Source organism: Streptomyces sp. DSM 110735, assembly GCF_016482685.1.
In the GTDB taxonomy this organism is placed as follows: Bacteria; Actinomycetota; Actinomycetes; order Streptomycetales; family Streptomycetaceae; genus Streptomyces.
This window is the reverse complement of the sequence record NZ_JACYHF010000022.1, coordinates 1-21,344: the sequence shown is the minus strand read 5'-3', so window position 1 is coordinate 21,344 and position 21,344 is coordinate 1. Positions and strand designations below refer to the sequence as shown.

Sequence of the window (21,344 nt, the reverse complement as noted above, 5' to 3'; positions counted from 1 at the left end):
GACGGCTCGGGCTGGTGGCCGGCTCGGCGGGGGCGTCAGTTGCCCGGGACGGGGCTGGGCTGCCCGCCGACGGCACCGCTGTAGTCGGTGTGGACCGGCTTGCCCTGCACGAACCTGCCGGTCTTCCACCGGTACGGGATCACGTCCTCCCCGGACGGGCTGGAGATGGGGTCGCCCTTCCGGTACACCTGCTTGGTCACGCTCAGCACGCCCTGGTCGATCTCCGCGTAGACCGGCGACTCCTCGGTCCGGAAGACGTTCTTGTACGCACCGCTGTCGTCCCGGTACACATACGACCCGATCCCGACGGCGTCCGTGCAGGTCAGCACGTTGATCACGACGTCGTCCCGGGCGCCGCCGGTCAGATCGCCGTAGGAGACGTCCACCGGGTAGTCGTCCCCGCCGCACGGCTTCAGCTCTTTCTTCACCGCCGCGGAGACCCCCGGATCGGCTTTCAGCAGCCGCACCGCGTCCACCCGCTTGTACGTACCGGCCGGACTCGGCGTCGGGGAGGCGGCACCGGCCACCGCCGAGGCGTGCGCCGGACCCTCGTCCCGGGCGCCGGTGCCCCCCGTGCCGCAGGCGGCGGCGAAAAGGGCGACGGCGGTGAGCGCGGCCGCAGCCGTGATCACCGCCTGTGAACTCCGCCGGGCCCCACCGGACCCGCCGCCGCTCAGGCCGCGCAACGCTCCCGCTCCTCACGCTCCAGCGCGCGTGCGTCCAGATCGCGGGCCTCCAGCTCCTCGCGGAGCCGGGCGAGCGCCCGGTGCAGCGTGCTCTTGACCGTGCCCGCCGACATGCCGAGGGCCGCGGCCGTCTCCTCCGTGGACATCTGCTCCCAGTGTCGCAGCACCACGACACTGCGCTGCTTGGGAGCCAGCACCTTCATGATGTCCATCAGCAGCGAGCGGTCCGCGTACTGCTCGGTGGCGTCCTCGACGCAGGCGTCGGGGAGCTGCTCGGTGGGGATCTCCTCCAGCTTGCGCGCCCGCCACCACTCGGTCCGCGTGTTGATCATGACCCGGCGCAGATAGGCGTCCGCGAGCCGCTTGTCCGCGATGCCCTCCCAGCGGCCGTACGTCCGCACCAGCGCCGTCTGGAGCAGGTCCTGGGCGTCCACGGGGTCCGGCACCAGCCGCCGTGCGCTGCGCAGCAGCGCGTCCTGCCGGGTACGCACGTACTCCTCGAACTCGAGCACCTCGCCCTGCGCCATGATCGACCGCCTCCGTCTCCCCGTTGTCCCGCCCAGGCTCACGCCTGATATGTGCGGCCCGGTGGTCCGCCGGGCACGGGAGAAACCTACGGAGCTGTTGTCACGGGGCTGTGCGGAGCAGCCTGCGGCTGGCACTCGGCTGTCCGTCGGTTGTGTAACGGAAGTAGGCGCGGGGTAAGAAGGACGGTCACCTTGCCCCGGTTCGCGGGGTTTTGCCGGTCCGGTCGTTCCGTGACACGGACCCGCAGTCTGTGACGTGCCGGTGCGTCAGCTCAGCGGCAGCCGGTAGAGACCGCCCGCGAGCGGCTCCACGAGCCCGTCCGTCACGAGCCCGTCCAGCGCACGGGCCCGCTGCACCGGCTCGTGCCACACCCGGTCAAGCGCCGCCTGCGGCACCGGCACATGCGCCTCCCGCAGCACCGCGAGCAGCTTCCCGCGCACCTGCCGGTCCGTGCCCGCGTACGTCTGCCCGCGCCGCGGCGGTCCGTCGTGCTCCGGCTTGCCCGCGAGGCGCCAGGCGCACTGGTCCGAGATCGGACAGCTTCCGCAGCCCTCGTTCTTCGCCGTGCACACCAGCGCGCCCAGCTCCATGGAGGCGGCGGCCCAGCGCGCGGCCGTCTTCTCGTCCTCGGGCAGCAGCTCGCGCGCCAGACGCCGCTCGGCGGCGGTGGTCGCGTTCGGCGGATACCGCACACCCGTCACCGCGCGCGCGAAGACCCGGCGCACATTGGTGTCGAGGACGGCGTGCCGCTGGCCGTAGGCGAAGGACGCCACGGCGGCGGCCGTGTACTCGCCGATGCCGGGCAGCGCGAGGAGCTGGGCGTGGTCGGTGGGTACGTCGCCGCCGTGCCGCTCCGTTATGGCGACGGCCGCGCCGTGCAGCCGGAGCGCGCGGCGCGGATAGCCGAGCCGCCCCCAGGCGCGCACCGCCTCGCCGGGCGCCTCCTTGGCGAGGTCGGCGGGGCGCGGCCAGCGGGCCAGCCACTGCTCGTAGACGGGCAGCACCCGGTTCACCGGGGTCTGCTGCAGCATGAACTCGCTGACCATCACCCCCCACGGACCCGCCTCCGGGCGGCGCCAGGGGAGGTCGCGGGCGTGGAGGTCGAACCACTCGATCACGGGGGCGTGCAGCTTCTCAGTCATGACCCTCCGATCCTGCCACGGCTCGCGCGGTCATCGTCGGTGACCGTGCGCGCACGGAGCGTCGGACCGTTCGCAAGAGCCCGACGCCGGGCGGCAGTTACCGGGATGATGATCCGGAAAAGTTGGCGTCGGGGCGGCGGGGGACGCCGCCCGGCGGGGTGATCTCTCGTAGAGTTCGCCCGTGGGATCTCTGCGCAATCCGATCGGGCCGCTTCCCTCGTCCATCTACTGGCGACGGAGGGTCGTACTGGTGTCCGTGGTCGCCGTGTTGGCGCTCCTGGTCACCTGGATCGTCACGTCCGGCGGCGGTGGCGGCAAGAAGAACGCCGACGGCTCGAACGGCAAGAATCCCGCGCACACCATCACCCCCGGACCCTCCTCCTCCGGTCCCGCGATCAGCCAACACCCCGGCGGGCGCGACGAGTCGAGCGGCGGGGACGGCTCCGGCGACGACGAGGGCTCCGGCTCGGGTTCCGGCGGCGGCTCCGGCGCGGACGACGGTGACGGCTCCGGCGACGGTTCGGGCACCGGCGGTTCGGGTTCCGGCTCCGGCTCGGGCTCGGTCGGTACGGGCTCCGGGTCCGGCGGCGGCGCCGGAACGGCCGAGACGATCCCGGCGTCCTCCTCGCTGCCCGACTGCGCCCCCGGCGCGGTCACCCTGAGCCTGCGCAGCGTCCACAACTCCTACTCGCCCGACCAGACCCCGACCTTCGAACTGGTCGTCAAGAACACCGGCTCCGCCGCCTGCAAGACCGACCTCGGTCCCCAGCACACGATCCTGACGATCACCCCGGCCGACGGCGACGACCCCTTCTGGTCCTCGGACGACTGCCCGAAGAACGCGGCTGCCCGCTTCTACAAGGTCCCGGCGGGCCAGAGCATCACCTACACCCTGAAGTGGGACCGCGCCCAGTCCACCGACAAGTGCGAAACCCCCCAGCCCAACAAGGCGAAGCCGGGCACGTACCTCCTGGAGGCGAAGACCCCGGGCTTCAAGAAGACCCAGACGTCGTTCGTACTGTCGGCGGACTAGGGGGTCTTGTCAGCAAGGGGCGACGGGAACTCCTCAGGGGCGCGGGCAACCGGTGTTCTTGGGCGGCGCGGGCAACTGGTGCTTTTGAGGGGCGCGGGGAACTGCGCGACCAGCCACAACGAACCCGCACCCGAAAACGAACCGCCGAAACCCTAGACGTACCGCTCGAGAATCGAAGACTCGGCCAGCCGCGAGAGCCCCTCCCGCACACTACGAGCCCGCGCTTCCCCCACCCCGTCCACAGCCTGCAGATCATCCACGCTGGCAGCGAGCAACTTCTGCAAGCCACCAAAGTGCTCCACCAGCCGATCGATGATCGCACCGGGCAACCGGGGAACCTTCGCCAGCAACCGGAATCCCCGGGGCGAAACAGAGGAGTCCAGCGACTCGGGAGACGCGGTGTATCCCAACCCCCGCGCCACAGTCCCCAGTTCGAGCAACTCCGCATGGGTCAGCGCGTTCAGCTCGGACAGCGCCTCCTCCACCGTCCGCGACCGCTTCGCCGTCGGCTCGGGCACATAGTCCCGTACGACCAGTTCGCGGTCCGGCTCGACCCCCGCGATCAACTCCTCCAACTGCAGCGCGAGAAGCCGCCCGTCGGTGCCCAACTCGACCACGTACTCGGCGATTTCCGTGGCGATCCGCCGGACCATCTCCAGCCGCTGCGCGACCGCCGACACGTCCCGGACGGTGACCAGGTCCTCGATCTCCAGCGCGGACAGCGTGCCCGCGACCTCGTCCAGCCGGAGCTTGTACCGCTCCAGGGTGGCCAGCGCCTGGTTCGCGCGGGAGAGGATCGCGGCGGAGTCCTCCAGGACCCGGCGCTGACCGTCGACGTAGAGCGCGATCAGCCGCATCGACTGGGAGACGGAGACGACCGGGAAGCCGACCTGCTTGGAGACGCGGTCGGCGGTGCGGTGCCGGGTGCCGGTCTCCTCGGTGGGGATGGTGGGGTCCGGGACGAGCTGGACCCCGGCGCGCAGGATCTTGGAGAGGTCCGAGGAGAGCACGATGCCGCCGTCGAGCTTGCACAGCTCGCGCAGCCGGGTCGCGGTGAACTCCACGTCTAGGACGAAGCCGCCGGTGCACATCGCCTCGACCGTCTTGTCCCAGCCGAGCAGGATCAGACCGCCGGTGTTGCCGCGCAGGACCCGTTCCAGACCGTCGCGCAGCGCCGTACCAGGTGCCACGGCGCTCAGCGAGGCGCGCATCAGGCCATCGGGACCGGCACTCCCACCGGACTTTCCGGGAGCCGCTGCCCGGTCGTTGGCTGCCACTGCACTCCTCCGGTCGCAGGTTCTGACGCGCTCCCGTCCGACGCGCGTTTCGTACGGACGGGCGAGACCTGCACAAAGTCTACCGGCGCTCCTCCGCCTCCCGAGGGGCCTCCCGGCGACGCGAGCGGGGCAGCACCCGCAGCGCGTCGCCCATGTCCGCCACCTCAAGCACCTTCATCCCGGGCGGTACCTTCCCCGGATCGCCGGGGACCAGCGCGTGGGTGAAGCCCAGCCGGTGCGCCTCCGCGAGCCTGCGCTGGACGCCCGTGACCCGTCTGACCTCACCGGCGAGACCGACCTCGCCGATCGCCACGAGGTTCTTCGGCAGCGGGGTGTCACTGGCGGCCGACGCCAGCGCGAGCGCGATCGCGAGGTCGGCGGCGGGCTCGGAGAGCTTCACCCCGCCCACGGTCGCGGAGTAGATGTCCCGCTTGCCGAGCGCGCTGATCCGCCCGCGCTGCTCCAGGACCGCCAGCATCATCGACACCCGGGAGGTCTCAAGACCCGAGGTGGTCCGGCGCGGGGAGGGGATCTGCGAGTCCACGGTCAGCGCCTGCACCTCGGCCACCAGCGGGCGGCGCCCCTCAAGGGTCACGGTCAGACAGGTGCCCGGCACCGGCTCGGCGCGCCGGGTCAGGAACAGACCGCTGGGGTCGGCGAGCCCGGTGATGCCCTCGTCGTGCAGCTCGAAGCAGCCGACCTCGTCCGTCGCGCCGTACCGGTTCTTGACGCCCCGGACCAGGCGGAGCCGGGCGTGCCGGTCGCCCTCGAAGCTCAGGACGACGTCCACCAGGTGCTCAAGCAGGCGCGGTCCCGCGATGGCGCCGTCCTTGGTGACATGGCCGACGAGCAGCGTGGACATGCCGCGTTCCTTGGAGGCGCGGATCAGGGCGCCGGCCACCTCGCGGACCTGGGCCATGCCGCCGGGGGCGCCGTCGATCTCCGGGGAGGCGACCGTCTGCACCGAGTCCAGGATCAGCAGCGAGGGCTTCACCGCGTCCAAGTGGCCGAGAACGGCGGCCAGATCGGTCTCGGCGGCGAGATACAGATGGTCGTCCAGGGCGCCGATGCGGTCCGCGCGCAGCCGGACCTGGCTCGCGGACTCCTCACCGGTGACGTAGAGCGTCTTGTGCTCCTCGCTCGCGGACTTGGCGGCCACGTCGAGCAGCAGCGTCGACTTGCCGACGCCGGGTTCGCCCGCGAGCAGCACGACCGCGCCGGGCACGAGTCCGCCGCCGAGCACCCGGTCCAGCTCGGGCACACCGGTGGGGCGGGCGGTCGCCTGGCGCCCGTCGACCTGGCCGATGGGCAGCGCGGAGCTGGTGACCCGGCCGGGTGCCGTCGTCCGCACCGCGGGCGCGCCGTACTCCTCGACCGTCCCCCACGCCTGGCACTCGGGGCAGCGGCCGAGCCACTTGGCCGTCTGCCAGCCGCACTCGGTGCAGCGGTAGGACGGACGGTCCTTGGTGGTCTTGGTACGGGCAGCCATGCGGACACCGTAGTCGGCGCCACTGACAACGGACCCGGGCGCGCCTTCCCCGGAAGGCTCCTCTCCGTCGCCCTCCGGAAGACCGTCCCCGTCGCCCAGGGGCGCACATGGGGCGTCCGGGTGCACGCGGGTGGTCCGGAGGCGGTCCGGATGCTCCGGTCGGGAGCCGCCGGGCGGAGCATCCGTGTCCCCTTATGAGGGATCGTTTCACCCGTACGGATTAAAAGTGCTCAAGGTGCAAGAAGGGGCACTCCGCGGGCGCCTACGGTCGCACAGGTGAGGAGCAGCAGTCCGGAGACCACGACCCGCACCACCGGCGCACACCGGGCGCACCGGGAGGCGCGTGACCGAGCCGCCGCGCGGAACATCGCCCGGCGCCCTTCGGCGTGCCACGAGCCGTATCTGGATGGTCTGTTCACCTACTGCCTCTCGGTGCTCTGCGACCACGACGCCGCCACCGCCGCCCTCGGCGAGGTCCTCGCCCTCGCCGAGCGGCGCGGTCCGCGCGTCCCCCGCACCACCGCCGACCGCAGGGCATGGCTGTACGCGCTGGCCCGCTGGGCGTGTCTGCGCGGTCTCGCCGAGGCGCGCCGCACCCGCCAGGCGACCCACGCGGCGGGGCGCCCCGCCCACGGCGCCGAACCCGCCGCGTCCGCCGACCCGCAGCCCTCCCCGGAGGTCCAGGAGCGCCGCCGCCGCGAACTCGCCCTGCTCGCCTGGCCGGAGGCTGCCGGTACGACACCCGAGCAGCGCGAGGCGCTGGAGCTGGCCGTGCGGCACCGGCTCGCCGCCCCCGAGGTCGCCGCCGTGCTCGGTCTGGAGCCCGCCGCCGCCCGCGACCTGCTCTCCTCCGCCGCCTGCGAGGTCGAGCGCACCCGCGCCGCGCTCGCCGTCGTCGAGACCGGCGGCTGCCCGAGCGTGGCCCATCTCACCGGCGACAGCCGCCTCGTCCTCAGCGCCGCCCTGCGCCGCGAACTGGTCCGGCACGTCGACGACTGCCCGCGCTGCCGCCGCACCGCCGAGCGCGCGGTGCCCGGCCGCTGGCCCGGCGCCACGGTCACCCCCGCCGAGCTGCCCGTACTCCAGGCACCCCGTGCCGCCCTGCACGCGGCGCTCGCGGGCCATCCCCGCGCGCGGGGCGCCGCCGTACCGCGCTTCGACCGGCGCGGTTTCCCCATGGACCCCAAGGACCGCGCCGCCCGCCGCGACAAGCTGCGCGCGCGAGCCGTCACCACCACCGTGGTCGCCACCGTCGTCGCCGCGCCCGTCCTCGCCCTGTGGGCCGCCTACCGCAGCGCCCCCACCGCCGACGACGGCCGCCCCTCCGCCGCGCCCGGCGCGAGCGGTCCGGACACCCTCGACGGCGATAGTCCGGGTGCGTACGAGAACGCGGGCAACGCCAGCGTGAAGCCCGAGCCGGGTCCGAGCGGCACCGCCGACCCGGACGTCTCGGTCGAGGTGGTCAGCGTCTCCGGCGCGGGCGAGAAGGGCGCCGGGCAGCTCACCATCGGCGCGACCACAGAGGGCGACACCACGCTGATCACCCTGCGCGCCTCCGGCTCGGGACCCGTCCACTGGTCCGCCGCCACCCGCCAGCCCTGGCTCTACCTCAGCCGCTCCTCGGGCACCCTCGCCCCCGGCGACACGCTCACGGTCCGGGTGTACGTCGACCACCTGCGCGAACCCGCCGGGCACTGGCGCGCCCGGGTCGCCGTCGCCCCGGCGGGCGCGGTCGTCACCATCACCGGGTACGGCAGGGCCCGTACGACCCCGCCCCCGACCTCGGCGCCGCCGAGCAGCACGCCCCCCGCCTCCCCGACCCCGCCGCCGACGGACCCGCCCAGCAGCACGCCCCCGACGAGCGACAGCCCGAGCCCGGACCCGTCGGACACGCCGACCTCGCCGCCGCCGACGCAGACACCGCCGCCGGACGACGAGGACCCGTCGATCCCGGCGGCCGAGTGACCCGGGGCGCTGGTCAGCCCCGCTCGCCCGGTCGCGCCGGGTCCGCCGGGTGCGGTGCCACCAGCGGCAGCCGGGACGCCAGCCGCTGCTCGCACAGCTCGACCAGCCGGTCGTAGCCCGCCTTGCCCATCAGCTCGGTCAGCTCGGCGCGGTAGGAGACGTATACCGGGTCACCCGCGCCGTGCGCCGAGGTGGCCGACGTGCACCACCAGTGCAGGTCGTGGCCGCCCGGACCCCAGCCGCGGCGGTCGTACTCCCCGATGGACACCTGGAGGACCCGGGTGTCGTCCGGGCGGTCGATCCACTCGTACGTCCGCCGGATCGGCAACTGCCAGCACACGTCCGGCTTGGTCTCCAGCGGCTCGCGCCCCTCCTTCAGGGCCAGGATGTGCAGCGAGCAGCCCGCGCCGCCCTCGAAACCGGGGCGGTTCTGGAAGATGCAGGAGCCCTGGAAGGGGCGGGTCTGCCGGGAGCCCTCGTCGTCCTCGGCGACCCAGCCGCCGCGCAGCCCCTCGTCGTGGTGCTGCCAGATGTCCGGGGTCAGCCGGGCCACGTGCTCCGCGACCCGCTTCTCGTCGTCCTCGTCGGAGAAGTGCGCGCCCAGCGAGCAGCAGCCGTCGGCCGCGCGGCCCGCCTGGATGCCCTGGCAGCCGCTGCCGAAGATGCAGTTCCAGCGCGAGGTCAGCCAGGTCAGGTCGCAGCGGAAGACCTGCTCGTCGTCCGCCGGGTCGGGGAACTCCACCCACGACCGCGCGAAGTCGAGCCCCTGCTCGTCGTCCACGGGGGCGTCCTTGCGCGCCTTGGACACTTTGTCCGCCTTGTCGCGCTTGGCGGTCTTCTCGTCCTTCGCCTTTTTCGTCTTTGGCACAGGTCCAGGGTAAGTGGACGGAACCCCTGATCGGGGCCGTCCGCGGGCGTATTGGCAGTAGCGTTCCGTACATGAGACTCGGTGTCCTGGACGTGGGTTCGAACACGGTGCATCTGCTGGTCGTGGACGCGCATCCCGGCGCGCGCCCGCTGCCCGCGCATTCGCACAAGGCCGACCTCCGGCTGGCCCAGTTGCTCGACGGGGACGGGGCGATCGGAGCCGAGGGCGTCGAGCGGCTCGTGGCGGTCGTACGGGAGGCGCTGGAGGCTGCCGAGGACAAGGGCGTGGAGGACCTGCTGCCCTTCGCGACCTCCGCCGTGCGCGACGCCCGCAACGCCGACGACGTGCTCGCCCGGGTCGAGGACGAGACCGGCGTACGGCTCCAGGTGCTCAGCGGGGCGGAAGAGGCGCGGCTGACCTTCCTCGCGGTGCGCCGCTGGTTCGGCTGGTCCGCCGGGAAGCTGCTCGTCCTCGACATCGGCGGCGGCTCCCTGGAGGTCGCCTACGGACTGGACGAGGAGCCCGACGCCGCCGTCTCCCTGCCGCTCGGCGCGGGGCGCCTCACCGCGGGCTGGCTGCCCGGCGACCCGCCCGACGCCGAGGACGTACGCGCCCTGCGCCGCCACGCCCGTACCGAGATCGCCCGCACGGTCGGGGAGTTCAGCCGCTTCGGCGCCCCCGACCACGTGGTCGCCACCTCCAAGACCTTCAAGCAGCTCGCCCGCCTGGCGGGCGCCGCCCGCGACGCCGACGGCCTTTACGTCCAGCGGGAACTCAAACGCGAGTCCCTGGAAGCCTGGGTGCCGCGCCTCGCCGCCATGACCGCCGACCAGCGCGCCGAACTCCCCGGCGTCTCCGAGTCCCGCTCCGGCCAGCTCCTCGCCGGTGCCCTGGTCGCCGAGGGCGCGATGGACCTCTTCGGCGTGGAAAGCCTGGAGATCTGCCCCTGGGCCCTGCGCGAGGGCGTCATCCTGCGCCGCCTGGACCACATGGGCGTGGGCTGAGCACCGGTCGCGCCGCGCCTGCCGGGTGAGGCTCGGCTGCCGGGCGGGCTCCGGCGCCGGTTCGGTGGCGCCCGGAAGGGCGTGCGCTCTTCGGTGCCTGCCTGACGAGGCGCCCGCCGCCGTCCGGCGGGGGCTCGGTGGCCTTGTGCCCGCGGCGGTGTCCGCTCCGTCTAGGGGCGTCGGTCCGGCTCTGGGGTGCTCGGCGCCCCGTGACGCGGTGGACGCGATGGCGCAGAGCCGACCTCCGCCGTCGCGCCCGGCGCCCCCGGACCCGTACCGCCTGCCGCCCGCCTCACACCGGCGACCGTGCCCGCCGCCCCAGCCCCGGGGTGCCCGGCGATCCCGTGCGCCAGCCTCTCCGTCCCGGCTGAGCGGCGCTCGCACATACGGCGCCCGCACATACGGCGCCTTTGTCCCGGCACAGCGGCGCCTGCCCCCGCCCCGGGCAGCCCACCAGCCCCCGTACCTCCGCCCCCGTCCGGGGGACACCCCGCACCCCCCTCACCCCACCCCGTAAGGTGTCCCCGTGGCTGAACCAAGGGACGTGAAGGTCGCCCTGTCGACGGCCTCCGTCTACCCGGAGTCGACGGCGACGGCCTTCGAGATGGCCGGGCGCCTGGGGTACGACGGTGTCGAGGTGATGGTCTGGACCGATCCCGTCAGCCAGGACATCGAGGCGCTGCGCAGGCTCTCCGACCACCACGGTGTGCCGATCCTCGCCGTGCACGCCCCCTGTCTGCTGATCACCCAGCGGGTCTGGTCCACCGACCCCTGGACCAAGCTGCGCCGGGCGCAGTCCGCCGCCGAGAAGCTCGGTGCCTCCACCGTCGTCGTCCACCCGCCCTTCCGCTGGCAGCGGCAGTACGCCCGCGAGTTCGTCGAGGGAATCTGGCGCATGGCCGACGAGACGGACGTACGGTTCGCCGTCGAGAACATGTACCCCTGGCGCTACCGCGACCGCGAGATGCTCGCCTACGCCCCCGAGTGGGACGTCACCAAGGACGACTACCGGCACTTCACGATCGACCTCAGCCACACCGCCACCGCCCGCACCAGCGCGCTCGACATGCTCGACCGCATGGGCGACCGGCTCGGTCACGTCCACCTCGCCGACGGGCGCGGCTCCGCCAAGGACGAGCACCTGGTCCCCGGCCGGGGCAACCAGCCCTGCGCCGAGCTCCTGGACCGGCTGACCCGCACCGGATTCGACGGCCATGTCGTCCTGGAGGTCAACACCCGGCGCGCGATGTCCAGCGCCGAGCGCGAGGCGGACCTCGCCGAAGCCCTGGAGTTCACCCGCCGCCACCTCGCCGCCGACGTCCGGGTGCCCCGGCCGTGAGCGACGGCACCGGGCGCCGCAGGGGCCGTCCGCCGCGCACCGAGTCGGGCGACACCCGTGACCGCATCCTCGCCGCCGCCCGCGAGGAGTTCTCCGAGCGCGGCTACGAGAAGACCTCCGTACGCGGCATCGCCAAGGCGGCGGGCGTCGACTCCGCCCTGGTCCACCACTACTTCGGCACCAAGGAGCAGGTCTTCGAGGCGGCCGTCACCGTCTCCTTCGCGCCCGCCCTCGCCGCCCCGGACGCCATCGTCGAGGGACCGCTGGACACGGTGGGGGAGCGGTTCACCCGCTTCGTCTTCGGCATCTGGGAGAACCCCGCGACCCGCGCCCCGCTGCTCGCCGTCGTCCGCTCGGCGGTGAACAACGAGGTCGCCGCCGCCGTCTTCCGCCGCCTGGTAGCCGCGCAGCTCCTGCACCGCATCGCCGGGCGCCTGGGCGGTCCGGACGCCGAGCTGCGCGCGGAGCTGGCGGCGGCGCAGTTGGTCGGCACGGCGATGCTGCGGTACGTGATCAAGGTGGAGCCGCTGGCGTCGGCGGACGTGGAGCGGATCGTGGAGCGCCTCGCGCCGGTGGTGCAGGGGCATCTCACGGGGGAGTGACGCCGGGTCCCGCGCGCCGATTCCGGCTCCCGCGCGCCGATTCCGGGCTCCGCGCGCCCCCCGAACGTGCCCCGCGACAAGACACCCGTCCCGCATTCCGGACACATCGTCCCGCCCGCTGGATGACCGGCGTACGCTCGGCAGCAGTCAGAAGCCTCTCTGACCGTCATTCTCCGAAGGAGCGAGCGACGATGCCCGAGCTGAGGTCCCGCACAGTCACCCACGGACGCAACATGGCGGGCGCCCGCGCCCTTATGCGCGCCTCGGGTGTACCCGGTGCGGACATCGGCCGGAAGCCGATCATCGCCGTGGCCAACTCCTTCACCGAGTTCGTCCCCGGGCACACCCACCTCCAGCCGGTCGGGCGGATCGTCAGCGAGGCGATCCGGGAGGCGGGCGGCATCCCGCGCGAGTTCAACACCATCGCCGTGGACGACGGCATCGCCATGGGACACGGCGGCATGCTCTACTCCCTGCCCTCCCGCGACCTGATCGCGGACTCGGTGGAGTACATGGTGGAAGCCCACTGCGCCGACGCCCTGATCTGCATCTCCAACTGCGACAAGATCACCCCGGGCATGCTGATGGCCGCCCTGCGGCTGAACATCCCGACGGTCTTCGTCTCCGGCGGTCCGATGGAGTCCGGCCGCGCGACCCTGGTCGACGGCACCGTCCGCACCCTGGACCTGGTCGACGCGATCTCCGACGCGGTCAACGACAAGATCTCCGACGAGGACATCCTCCGCATCGAGGAGAACGCCTGCCCGACCTGCGGAAGCTGTTCCGGCATGTTCACCGCCAACTCGATGAACTGCCTGACCGAGGCCATCGGTCTCTCCCTGCCGGGCAACGGCTCGGTCCTCGCCACGCACACCGCCCGCAAGGCGCTGTACGAGGACGCCGCCCGCACGGTCATGGACATCACCCGCCGCTACTACGAGCAGGACGACGAGACGGTCCTGCCCCGCTCCGTCGCCTCCTTCCAGGCGTTCGAGAACGCCATGGCGCTGGACATCGCCATGGGCGGCTCCACCAACACGATCCTGCACCTGCTCGCCGCCGCCCAGGAGGCGGGCGTCCCCTTCGGTCTGGAGCAGATCGACGCCGTCTCCCGCCGCGTCCCGTGCCTGGCCAAGGTCGCGCCCAACGTCGGCAAGAACCGCACGTACTACATGGAGGACGTGCACCGCGCGGGCGGCATCCCCGCCCTCCTCGGCGAACTGCACCGCGCCGGACTGCTCAACGAGGACGTGCACGCGGTCCACAGCCCGTCGCTCGCCGACTGGCTCAAGACCTGGGACGTGCGCGGCGGTTCGCCCTCCCCGGAGGCGGTCGAGCTGTGGCACGCGGCGCCCGGCTGCGTCCGCTCCGCCGAGGCGTTCTCCCAGTCCGAGCGCTGGGAGTCGCTGGACGACGACGCCGAGGGCGGCTGCATCCGCTCCGCCGAGCACGCCTACTCCAAGGACGGCGGACTCGCGGTCCTCAGGGGCAACCTCGCCGTCGACGGCTGCGTGGTGAAGACCGCGGGCGTGGACGAGTCGGTGTGGACCTTCGAGGGACCCGCCGTGGTCTGCGAGTCCCAGGAGGAAGCCGTCCGCCGCATCCTCACCCAGGAGGTCAAGGACGGCGACGTGGTCGTCATCCGCTACGAGGGTCCCAAGGGCGGACCCGGCATGCAGGAGATGCTCTACCCGACCTCGTACCTCAAGGGCCGCGGTCTCGGGAAGACCTGCGCCCTGATCACCGACGGCCGCTTCTCCGGCGGCACCTCGGGCCTCTCCATCGGACACGCTTCCCCGGAAGCCGCCTCCGGCGGCACCATCGCCCTGGTCCGCGACGGCGACCGCATCCGCATCGACATCCCGAACCGCACCATCGAACTCCTCGTGGACGAGCCCGAACTCGCCCGCCGCGAGCAGGAGTTGGGCGGTGTCTACGCCCCGGCGAACCGCGAGCGCAAGGTCTCCGCCGCCCTGCGCGCCTACGCCGCGATGGCCACCAGCGCCGACCGGGGCGCGGTGCGCGACGTCAGTCTCCTGGGCTGACCGGGCGACAGCGAAAGGGGACCGGTGCGCGACACCGGTCCCCTTCGTGTTGTCACCAGCCGGACGGATCGCGCGTGTCCCGGGCGAACACCGTGCCGTCGGGGGCCGCCGCGTACACCGCGCCCCGCGCGACCACCGGCACCGGCACCCCCGACGACACCAGGTCCGTACGCGCTCCGAAACGCGGGCGCGTCTGCCCCGCGAGGCTCCCGCGCCGGGTGTCCACGGCGAGCAGCCGGCCGTCGGCGGCGGAGAAGTACAGATACCTGCCGTCGGCGACCGGACTCGAGCCCCAGCTCACCGACGTCTCCAGATGCCACAGCCGCTTGCCCGCACCCGCGTCCACGGCGTCGACCCCGCCGTCCGTCGAGAGCAGGTACACCACCCCGTCCCGGACGACGGCCCGGGCGCCGCGTGCCACGGCCGGGAGCGGTACGCGGCGCACCGCGCCGGACCGCACCGCGTAGCGCACCACCGCGTCGGTGTCGCCGCTGACCGGATCGGCGGCGAGGAAATAGACGAACCCGCCCTCCGCGCCCACGGGTTGAAGCACACCGGACAGCTCCGCGCTCCACCGCCGCCCGCCCGAGGCGGGGTCGAGCGCGGTGACCCGCGTACCGCTCCCGTCGGCGGAGGCGGTCGTCGCGTACGCGGTGACAGCCCCGGTGTCCGCGCCGAAGGCGTAGAGGCGGGGGAACGCCCGGTCCGGCAGCGCGTGTTGCCACACCGTCCGCCCCGAGGCGCTGTCCGTGCCGGTGATCCGCCCGTCGGTGTCGCTCACCAGTCGGATGCCGTCCGCGTACAGCGTCCCGGTGTCCCGGGGCAGTTGCCGGCGCAGCCGGGTCTCGCCCGAGGACGGGTCGAGTGCCGTCACCCGGCCGTCCTGGTCGCGCAGTTGGAGCAGCCCGCCCGACACCACCGGCGGATCGCTCCACCGGGCGCCCGCGAAGGAGCGCCGCCACCGCACCGTGCCGTCCCGCGGATCGAGCCCGACCGCCGTACCCGGGGCGATGCACAGCAACTCGCCTGACCCGTACGTGCATCGAGGCGTGCCGGTGCCCTTGGTGAGCGGCGTGGACCGCCAGTCGGTGATCCGGTCCTCGGTGGCCATCGGACGCACCCGGGGCGCCCGCTCGGCGCCGGACCAGTGCACCGCCGTGATCCCCGCGCCCCCGGCCAGCACGAGCGCGCCCGCCGCGAGCGCGACCCGGCCACGCGTCCACCACCGCAGGCGCCCCGCCGCCTCCTCGCCCGGCTCTCCGGACCCGGCGCGCTCCGCGCGGTCCCCGGCATCCTCGACCGGGGGCACCTCGCGCTGAGCCGGTATGAACGCCTGCGTGTCGTACGACGCCGCCACCGACCGCAGCGCGCGCATGAGTTCGTCGGGCGTGGGCCGGTCCTCGGGCTCCTTCGCCAGGCAACGCAGCACCAGCGGAACGAGGTTGCCGGGCACGCCGGTCAGGTCCGGCTCGTCGTGCACCACCTGGTACGCGACGACGTAGGGGCTGTCGGAGTCGAACGGACCGCGCCCCGCCGCCGCGTGCACGATCACCGAGCCGAGCGCGAACACGTCCGCCGCCGGACCCACTTCACGGGGGCGGCGGAACTGCTCGGGCGCCATGAACGGCGGCGTCCCTATCAACTTGCCGGTCTCGGTGCGCAGTTCGCTGTCCTTGGGGCGCGAGATGCCGAAGTCGATGACCTTCGGACCGTCCTCCGCGAGCAGCACGTTGCCCGGCTTGAGATCCCGGTGCACCACCCCGACCCGGTGGATGTCCCGCAGCGCCTCCGCGAGCCCGGCCATCAGCCGCCGTACCTCGCCGGGCGCCATCGGTCCGTTCCGCTTCACCTCTTCGGCGAGCGTCGGACCGGGGATGAACATGGTCGCCATCCAGGGCCGTTCGGCCTCCGGATCGGCGTCCACCACCGGCGCGGTGAAGGCGCCGCTCACCCGCCGGGCAGCCGCCACCTCCTGCCGGAAACGCCCCCTGAACTCCTCGTCCCGCGCGAACTCGGCGTGCACGACCTTCACCGCGAGCCGCATTCCTGAACCGCTGCGGGCCAGGTGCACCACACCCATGCCGCCCGACCCGAGTCGCGACTCCAGGCGGTAGTGACCGGCGTACTCCGGAAGTTCCGGTTCCGCGTCCGGCCCGGAGCTGCGCTGTGGCGCCATGGACCACCCCCGTGCCGTTCGTCCGCGCGCGTCGCTCGGAGCCTAGTCGATCGCCCGTACGAGACGGCGGAGGCTTGCTACTCTCCGCGTACGCGTTCCGAACACCTGTGCGGAGGCGTGCAGTTCCACGAAGGAATCACCGGCGCCCCGCACCTGCCGAGGGCGCCATGGGGGAGGTTGACCATGTCCTACTCCGTCGCCCCGGGCGTCCGTCTGAACGTCCGCAGCGGCCCCGGCACCGGCTACGCACTCGTCCGCGTCCTGCCCGAGGGCGCCCAGGTCTCGATCAACTGCCAGAGCCCGGGCACCACCGTCTCCGGCTACTACGGCACCTCGAACATCTGGGACAACATCGCCCCCGGCGAGTACGTCTCCGACGCCTACGTCCACACCGGCAGCGACGGCTACGTCGCCGGCCGCTGTGGCTGACCCCACCAGAAAGGCAACGACATGACCTCCCCGCACCGCCGCTCCGCCCTGCTGGCCGCCGCCGCAGGCGCCCTGTTCCTGGTGACGGGCCTCGCCGCCCCGGCGAACGCCGCCCCGTCCGCCGCCACCACCGCGTATCCCATCGCCCCGGGCGTCAGCCTCGACGTCCGCAGCGGCCCTGGCACCGGCTACGGCATCATCCGCGTGCTGCCCGCGGGCTCGTCCGTGCAGATCTACTGCCAGACCACGGGCACGACGGTGAACGGCTACTACGGCACCTCGAACATCTGGGACAACATAAGCAGCGGCCAGTACGTCTCCGACGCCTACGTGCACACCGGCAGCGACGGCTACGTCGCCCCCCGCTGCGCCTGACCCCCACCCCCACCCCGCCGCCCCCGCCCGCGATAATCGTCCCGTGAGCGACGAAACCGGCACCAGCCCCGAGACCCGCGCCGGGGGCGGCGGCACGGGCCCCCGCCCCGAACCCCTGCGCTTCTACGGCACCTCCTGGGTCGACCACACCGACGCCTACGCCGCCCGCCGCGCCGCCACCGCCCTCGGCGCCGTCGCCGCGGCAGCCGTCGCCTGCCTGGTCCTGCGCTTCGCCTACCAGGGGCTCCGGATCGCGGGCACCGGCTCCTTCGTGACCGTCCTGGTCGTCGGCATGTTCGCCGTGTGCAGCGCGCTCGCCTTCGGCAACACCTGGCAGAGCTACGAACGCCGCCCCGACCCCGAGCGCCAGGCATCCCTGCGCGGTCTCCTCACCATCGGCTTCGTCGGCTCCCTCCTCGCCTACGCCTGCCGCTCCTTCCTGGAGGCACCCGGCGAGAAGCTCGCCCGCGCCGAGTACGACAAAGCCCGCGCCGAACACGACCGCACCCGCACCCGCCGCACCGGCAACCCGGCGAAGAAGAAGCGCGGCAAGTAAGGAGCCGGGGGTACGCCCCGCCGGAGACCCCCTGGCAGCCCTGGGCACCGGCGGACACCTCCAGGCACTCCCGGACACCCCCGGCGCCGTCGGGCACCCCCAGACACCCCCGGCACCCTGTCGACACCCGCCCCACCCCGCGCACCATGGTCGGCATGACCACACGCGAAGCCGCCCAGGAACCGCCCGCCTCCGCCCGCGCCCACTCCTTCAACGCCGCGGCTGCCCAGTACGCCGCGAACCGCCCCTCCTACCCGCCCGCCCTCCTGGACGCGCTGGAGGAGCTGTCCGGTCGCCCCCTGGCCGGCGCCCGGACCGTGGACGTCGGCGCGGGCACCGGCATCGCGAGCCGCCTGCTGCACGAGCGCGGCGCCCGGGTCCTCGCCGTCGAGCCCGGCGCGGGCATGGCCGCCGAGTTCCGCCGGACCCTGCCGGACGTCCCCCTGGTCCGGGGCGACGGCAACGCCCTCCCGGTCGCCGACGACCACGCCGACCTCATCACCTACGCCCAGGCATGGCACTGGACCGACCCCGCCCGCTCGGTCCCGGAGGCGCTGCGCGTCCTGCGCCCCGACGGCGCGCTCGCGCTGTGGTGGAACACCGACGCCGTCGACATCGAGTGGATCTCCGATGCCGCCGACCGCACCGGCCGCTTCTTCGGACTCGACATCCCCGCCGAGCCGCGGAAGGCGGCGGAGCGCACCGGACTGGCCGACCCCAGCGGGCGCCTCGACTTCGAACGCCGCGTGGTCCGCTGGAGCCGCCGCGTCCCCCTCGACGTCCACCTCGCCAACATCGCCAGCCACTCCGCCTTCCTCCTCACCCCGCCGGAGGACCGCACCGCCTTCATGACCGAGGAGCGCGCCCACCTCCTGAAGGTCTTCCCGGACGGCGTGGTCGAGGAGACGTACGACGTGTATCTGATCGTCGCCCGCAAGGACTGACACCCCCCGAACCACGAAGAACCCACGAAGACCCCACGAACGGCGGTCCGGTACCCGTACCGGACCGCCGTTTCGCGTACCACCGCCCTTGACGGCGCCACGCCACAGGAGAATTATTCATCACGTGATGAATAACGAGCCCCCGCCCGCCTCGGCGGCCGTCCACGCCGACGCCCTCACCGTCGTCCGCGGTCCCCGCACCGTCCTCCACGCCCTCGGCTTCACCGTCCCCCGCGGCAGGATCACCGGACTCCTCGGTCCCTCCGGCTGCGGAAAATCCACCCTGATGCGCGCCATCGCGGGCACCCAGGCCAAGGTCACCGGCACCCTCGACGTCCTCGGCCACCCGGCGGGACACCCCGCCCTGCGCCACCGCCTCGGCTACGTCACTCAGGCGCCCTCCGTCTACGACGACCTCACCGTCCGCCAGAACCTCGACTACTTCGCCGCGATCCTCGACCCCGGACGCGCCGCCGCCGACCGCCGCCACACCCACGTCACCCGCGCCCTCGCCGACGTGGACCTCACCTCCCACGCCGACGCCCTCGCCGGAAACCTCTCCGGCGGCCAGCGCAGCCGCGTCTCCCTCGCCGTCGCCCTCCTCGGCACCCCCGAACTCCTCGTCCTGGACGAACCGACCGTCGGTCTCGACCCCGTACTCCGCCGCGACCTGTGGACCCTCTTCCACACCCTCGCCGCCGAGCGCGGCACCACCCTCCTCGTCTCCTCCCACGTCATGGACGAGGCGGAGCGCTGCGACCACCTCCTCCTCATGCGCGACGGCCGGGTCTTGGCCGACGACACGCCGGAGAACCTGCGCACCCGCACCGGCACCGACACCGTCGAGGCAGCCTTCCTCCACCTCGTCGACCAGGCAGCCGCCACCGACCGCACCAAGGAGCCGACCCGATGAGCACGACCACCCCGGCATCCGCGACCGCGCTGAACCCCGGCCGCACCACCGCCACCGCCGCCCGCGTCCTGCGCCAGCTCCGCCACGACCCCCGGACCATCGCCCTGATGCTGCTGGTCCCCTGCCTGATGCTGGTCCTGCTGCGCTACGTCTTCGACGCAAGCCCCCGCACCTTCGACAACATCGGCGCGTCCCTGCTCGGGATCTTCCCGCTGATCACGATGTTCCTGGTGACGTCCATCGCCACCCTGCGCGAACGCACCTCCGGCACCCTGGAGCGCCTCCTCGCGATGCCGCTCGGCAAGGCCGACCTGATCGCCGGTTACGCCCTCGCCTTCGGCGCCGTCGCCGTCGTCCAGTCCGCCCTCGCCACCGGGCTCGCCGTCTGGCTCCTCGGCCTCGACGTCACCGGCTCGCCCTGGCTGCTCCTCCTGGTCGCGCTCCTGGACGCCCTGCTCGGCACGGCCCTCGGCCTCTTCGTCTCGGCCTTCGCGGCCTCGGAATTCCAGGCGGTCCAGTTCATGCCCGCGGTGATCTTCCCCCAGCTCCTGCTCTGCGGTCTGTTCACCCCGCGCCCCGACATGCACCCCGCCCTGGAAGCCGTCTCCGACGTCCTCCCCATGTCGTACGCCGTCGACGGCATGAACGAGGTCCTCCACCACACCGACATGACGACGGTCTTCCTCCGCGACATCCTGATCGTCGCGGGCTGCGCCCTCCTGGTCCTCGCCCTCGGCGCGGCCACCCTGCGCCGCCGCACGGACTGAACCCCGACGGGGGGTCCGCCCACCGGACAGCGCCCCGCATCCGGCACCCCCGGTGCGAGGATGAACCGCATGAGCCAGAAAGTCGCAGTCCTCGGCACCGGCAAGATCGGCGAAGCCCTGCTCAGCGGAATGATCCGGGCGGGCTGGGCCCCCGCCGACCTCCTGGTGACCGCCCGCCGCCCCGAGCGCGCCGAAGAACTCCGCGCCCGCCACGGCGTCACCCCAGTCACCAACACCGAGGCCGCCAAGACCGCCGACACCCTGATCCTCACGGTCAAGCCGCAGGACATGGGCACGCTGCTTGCCGAACTGGCACCGCACGTCCCCGCCGACCGCCTGGTCATCAGCGGAGCCGCCGGCATCCCCACCTCGCTCGTCGAGGAGCACCTGGCCGAGGGCACCCCGGTCGTGCGCGTCATGACGAACACACCCGCCCTGGTGGACGAGGCGATGTCCGTCATCTCCGGGGGCAGCCACGCCACCGCCGCCCACCTCGCCACGGCGGAGGAGATCTTCGGCGCCGTCGGCAAGACCCTGCACGTCCCGGAGAACCAGCAGGACGCCTGCACGGCCCTGTCCGGCTCGGGCCCGGCGTACTTCTTCTACCTGGTCGAGGCCATGACCGACGCGGGCATCCTGCTCGGTCTGCCCCGCGACAAGGCGCACGAGCTGATCGTCCAGTCCGCCATCGGCGCCGCCACGATGCTCCGCGACAGCGGCGAGCACCCGGTCAAGCTCCGCGAGAACGTCACCTCGCCCGCCGGTACGACCATCAACGCCATCCGCGAGCTGGAGAACCACGGGGTGCGCGCCGCCCTCATCGCCGCCCTGGAAGCGGCCCGCGACCGCAGCCGTGAGCTGGCCTCCGGCACGAAGGACTGACCGCACCAAGATTCTTCGCAGGAGGGGGTTGACACCCCCTCCCCAGGTGCGTAATGTTCTCCGAGTTGTCCGACGTGAGAGCCGACTCCGGTCGGTCCCCGGACAGCCATTCCGCAAGGCCCACTGGACATCGGCGCTTCCGCGTCGCTTGTTTTGCTGTGCGCATGTGCGAAATGAGGAATCCGTGTTCGAAAGAGCGCAGGACCCCGATTGGCTTCGGGGGCCGGGAATCCGCTAAAGTCTCACTCGTCGGAACGGCCGCGAGGCCGGGAAGACAAACCCCGCTGACTGGGGGTCAGACACCGAAAAGGATCTGATAGAGTC

The 21,344-nt window shown here is 73.0% G+C and carries 20 protein-coding genes; 13 read left to right on the top strand and 7 right to left on the bottom strand.

Features of this window, described 5'->3' with window-relative positions:
• Window positions 1-35: 35 nt before the first annotated feature.
• The 3 genes from IF655_RS25970 to IF655_RS25960 form a co-directional block, all read right to left on the bottom strand.
• Entirely contained in the window at window positions 36-632 is a 597-nt protein-coding gene (locus IF655_RS25970) for a hypothetical protein (protein WP_199587553.1), read from the bottom strand.
• 41 nt (window positions 633-673) lie between these two features.
• Complete coding sequence (locus IF655_RS25965) at window positions 674-1,213, bottom strand: SigE family RNA polymerase sigma factor (protein WP_199587552.1); 540 nt, start codon at window positions 1,211-1,213, stop codon at window positions 674-676.
• Window positions 1,214-1,480: 267 nt separating this feature from the next.
• Window positions 1,481-2,356 (bottom strand): A/G-specific adenine glycosylase, encoded by an 876-nt coding sequence (locus IF655_RS25960; protein ID WP_199587551.1) that lies wholly within the window; start codon window positions 2,354-2,356, stop codon window positions 1,481-1,483.
• A 181-nt stretch (window positions 2,357-2,537) separates the two neighbouring features.
• Between IF655_RS25960 and IF655_RS25955 the strand changes: the two genes are divergently transcribed.
• On the top strand, window positions 2,538-3,389 hold the full coding sequence (locus IF655_RS25955) for a hypothetical protein (RefSeq protein WP_199587550.1): 852 nt from the start codon (window positions 2,538-2,540) through the stop codon (window positions 3,387-3,389).
• Window positions 3,390-3,541: 152 nt separating this feature from the next.
• On the opposite strand, the gene disA is transcribed toward IF655_RS25955, so the two are convergent.
• Window positions 3,542-4,666: a DNA integrity scanning diadenylate cyclase DisA gene (gene disA / locus IF655_RS25950; RefSeq protein WP_199587549.1), complete on the bottom strand. Its 1,125-nt coding sequence runs from the start codon at window positions 4,664-4,666 to the stop codon at window positions 3,542-3,544.
• Window positions 4,667-4,745: 79 nt separating this feature from the next.
• Complete coding sequence (gene radA / locus IF655_RS25945; RefSeq protein WP_199587548.1) at window positions 4,746-6,155, bottom strand: DNA repair protein RadA; 1,410 nt, start codon at window positions 6,153-6,155, stop codon at window positions 4,746-4,748.
• Between the two features lie 276 nt (window positions 6,156-6,431).
• Here radA and IF655_RS31570 point away from each other — a divergent pair, with 276 nt between their 5' ends.
• Window positions 6,432-8,120, top strand: coding sequence for a sigma-70 family RNA polymerase sigma factor (locus IF655_RS31570; protein ID WP_199587547.1), 1,689 nt, complete (start codon window positions 6,432-6,434; stop codon window positions 8,118-8,120).
• Between the two features lie 13 nt (window positions 8,121-8,133).
• Here the strand turns inward: IF655_RS31570 and IF655_RS25935 are convergent, their stop codons facing one another.
• Entirely contained in the window at window positions 8,134-8,988 is an 855-nt protein-coding gene (locus IF655_RS25935; protein WP_199587546.1) for a hypothetical protein, read from the bottom strand.
• Between the two features lie 71 nt (window positions 8,989-9,059).
• On the opposite strand from IF655_RS25935, the gene IF655_RS25930 reads away from it, so the two are divergent.
• From IF655_RS25930 to ilvD, 4 genes are all read left to right on the top strand, one after another.
• Window positions 9,060-9,992 carry a Ppx/GppA phosphatase family protein gene (locus tag IF655_RS25930; RefSeq protein WP_199587545.1) on the top strand — a complete coding sequence of 311 codons (933 nt, stop codon included), beginning with the start codon at window positions 9,060-9,062 and terminating at the stop codon, window positions 9,990-9,992.
• Between the two features lie 544 nt (window positions 9,993-10,536).
• Window positions 10,537-11,331, top strand: coding sequence for a sugar phosphate isomerase/epimerase family protein (locus tag IF655_RS25925; RefSeq protein ID WP_374100370.1), 795 nt, complete (start codon window positions 10,537-10,539; stop codon window positions 11,329-11,331).
• Complete coding sequence (locus IF655_RS25920; protein ID WP_199587543.1) at window positions 11,328-11,933, top strand: TetR family transcriptional regulator; 606 nt, start codon at window positions 11,328-11,330, stop codon at window positions 11,931-11,933. Before IF655_RS25925 ends, IF655_RS25920 begins: the two co-directional genes overlap by 4 nt.
• Window positions 11,934-12,124: 191 nt before the next feature.
• Window positions 12,125-13,978: a dihydroxy-acid dehydratase gene (gene ilvD / locus IF655_RS25915; protein WP_199587542.1), complete on the top strand. Its 1,854-nt coding sequence runs from the start codon at window positions 12,125-12,127 to the stop codon at window positions 13,976-13,978.
• A gap of 52 nt (window positions 13,979-14,030) precedes the next feature.
• Here the strand turns inward: ilvD and IF655_RS25910 are convergent, their stop codons facing one another.
• The gene (locus IF655_RS25910) at window positions 14,031-16,154 is read right to left on the bottom strand and encodes a serine/threonine-protein kinase (protein ID WP_199587541.1); all 2,124 of its coding nucleotides are present in this window, start codon (window positions 16,152-16,154) and stop codon (window positions 14,031-14,033) included.
• 135 nt (window positions 16,155-16,289) lie between these two features.
• Between IF655_RS25910 and IF655_RS25905 the strand changes: the two genes are divergently transcribed.
• The 7 genes from IF655_RS25905 (at window position 16,290) to proC (ending at window position 21,020) form a co-directional block, all read left to right on the top strand.
• Entirely contained in the window at window positions 16,290-16,583 is a 294-nt protein-coding gene (locus IF655_RS25905; protein WP_374100368.1) for a peptidase, read from the top strand.
• A gap of 21 nt (window positions 16,584-16,604) precedes the next feature.
• Window positions 16,605-16,958, top strand: a complete 354-nt coding sequence (locus IF655_RS25900) for an SH3 domain-containing protein (protein ID WP_199587539.1) — start codon at window positions 16,605-16,607, stop codon at window positions 16,956-16,958.
• A gap of 43 nt (window positions 16,959-17,001) precedes the next feature.
• Complete coding sequence (locus IF655_RS25895; RefSeq protein ID WP_199587538.1) at window positions 17,002-17,514, top strand: EamA/RhaT family transporter; 513 nt, start codon at window positions 17,002-17,004, stop codon at window positions 17,512-17,514.
• Between the two features lie 155 nt (window positions 17,515-17,669).
• On the top strand, window positions 17,670-18,458 hold the full coding sequence (locus IF655_RS25890; RefSeq protein WP_374100364.1) for a class I SAM-dependent methyltransferase: 789 nt from the start codon (window positions 17,670-17,672) through the stop codon (window positions 18,456-18,458).
• Window positions 18,459-18,585: 127 nt separating this feature from the next.
• A complete protein-coding gene (locus IF655_RS25885; protein WP_199587536.1) occupies window positions 18,586-19,371 on the top strand; it encodes an ABC transporter ATP-binding protein in 786 nt (261 codons plus the stop codon).
• Window positions 19,368-20,138 (top strand): ABC transporter permease, encoded by a 771-nt coding sequence (locus IF655_RS25880; RefSeq protein ID WP_199587535.1) that lies wholly within the window; start codon window positions 19,368-19,370, stop codon window positions 20,136-20,138. The genes IF655_RS25885 and IF655_RS25880 overlap by 4 nt, the downstream gene beginning before the upstream one ends.
• A 69-nt stretch (window positions 20,139-20,207) precedes the next feature.
• Window positions 20,208-21,020: a pyrroline-5-carboxylate reductase gene (gene proC / locus IF655_RS25875; protein ID WP_199587534.1), complete on the top strand. Its 813-nt coding sequence runs from the start codon at window positions 20,208-20,210 to the stop codon at window positions 21,018-21,020.
• Window positions 21,021-21,344: the final 324 nt, after the last annotated feature.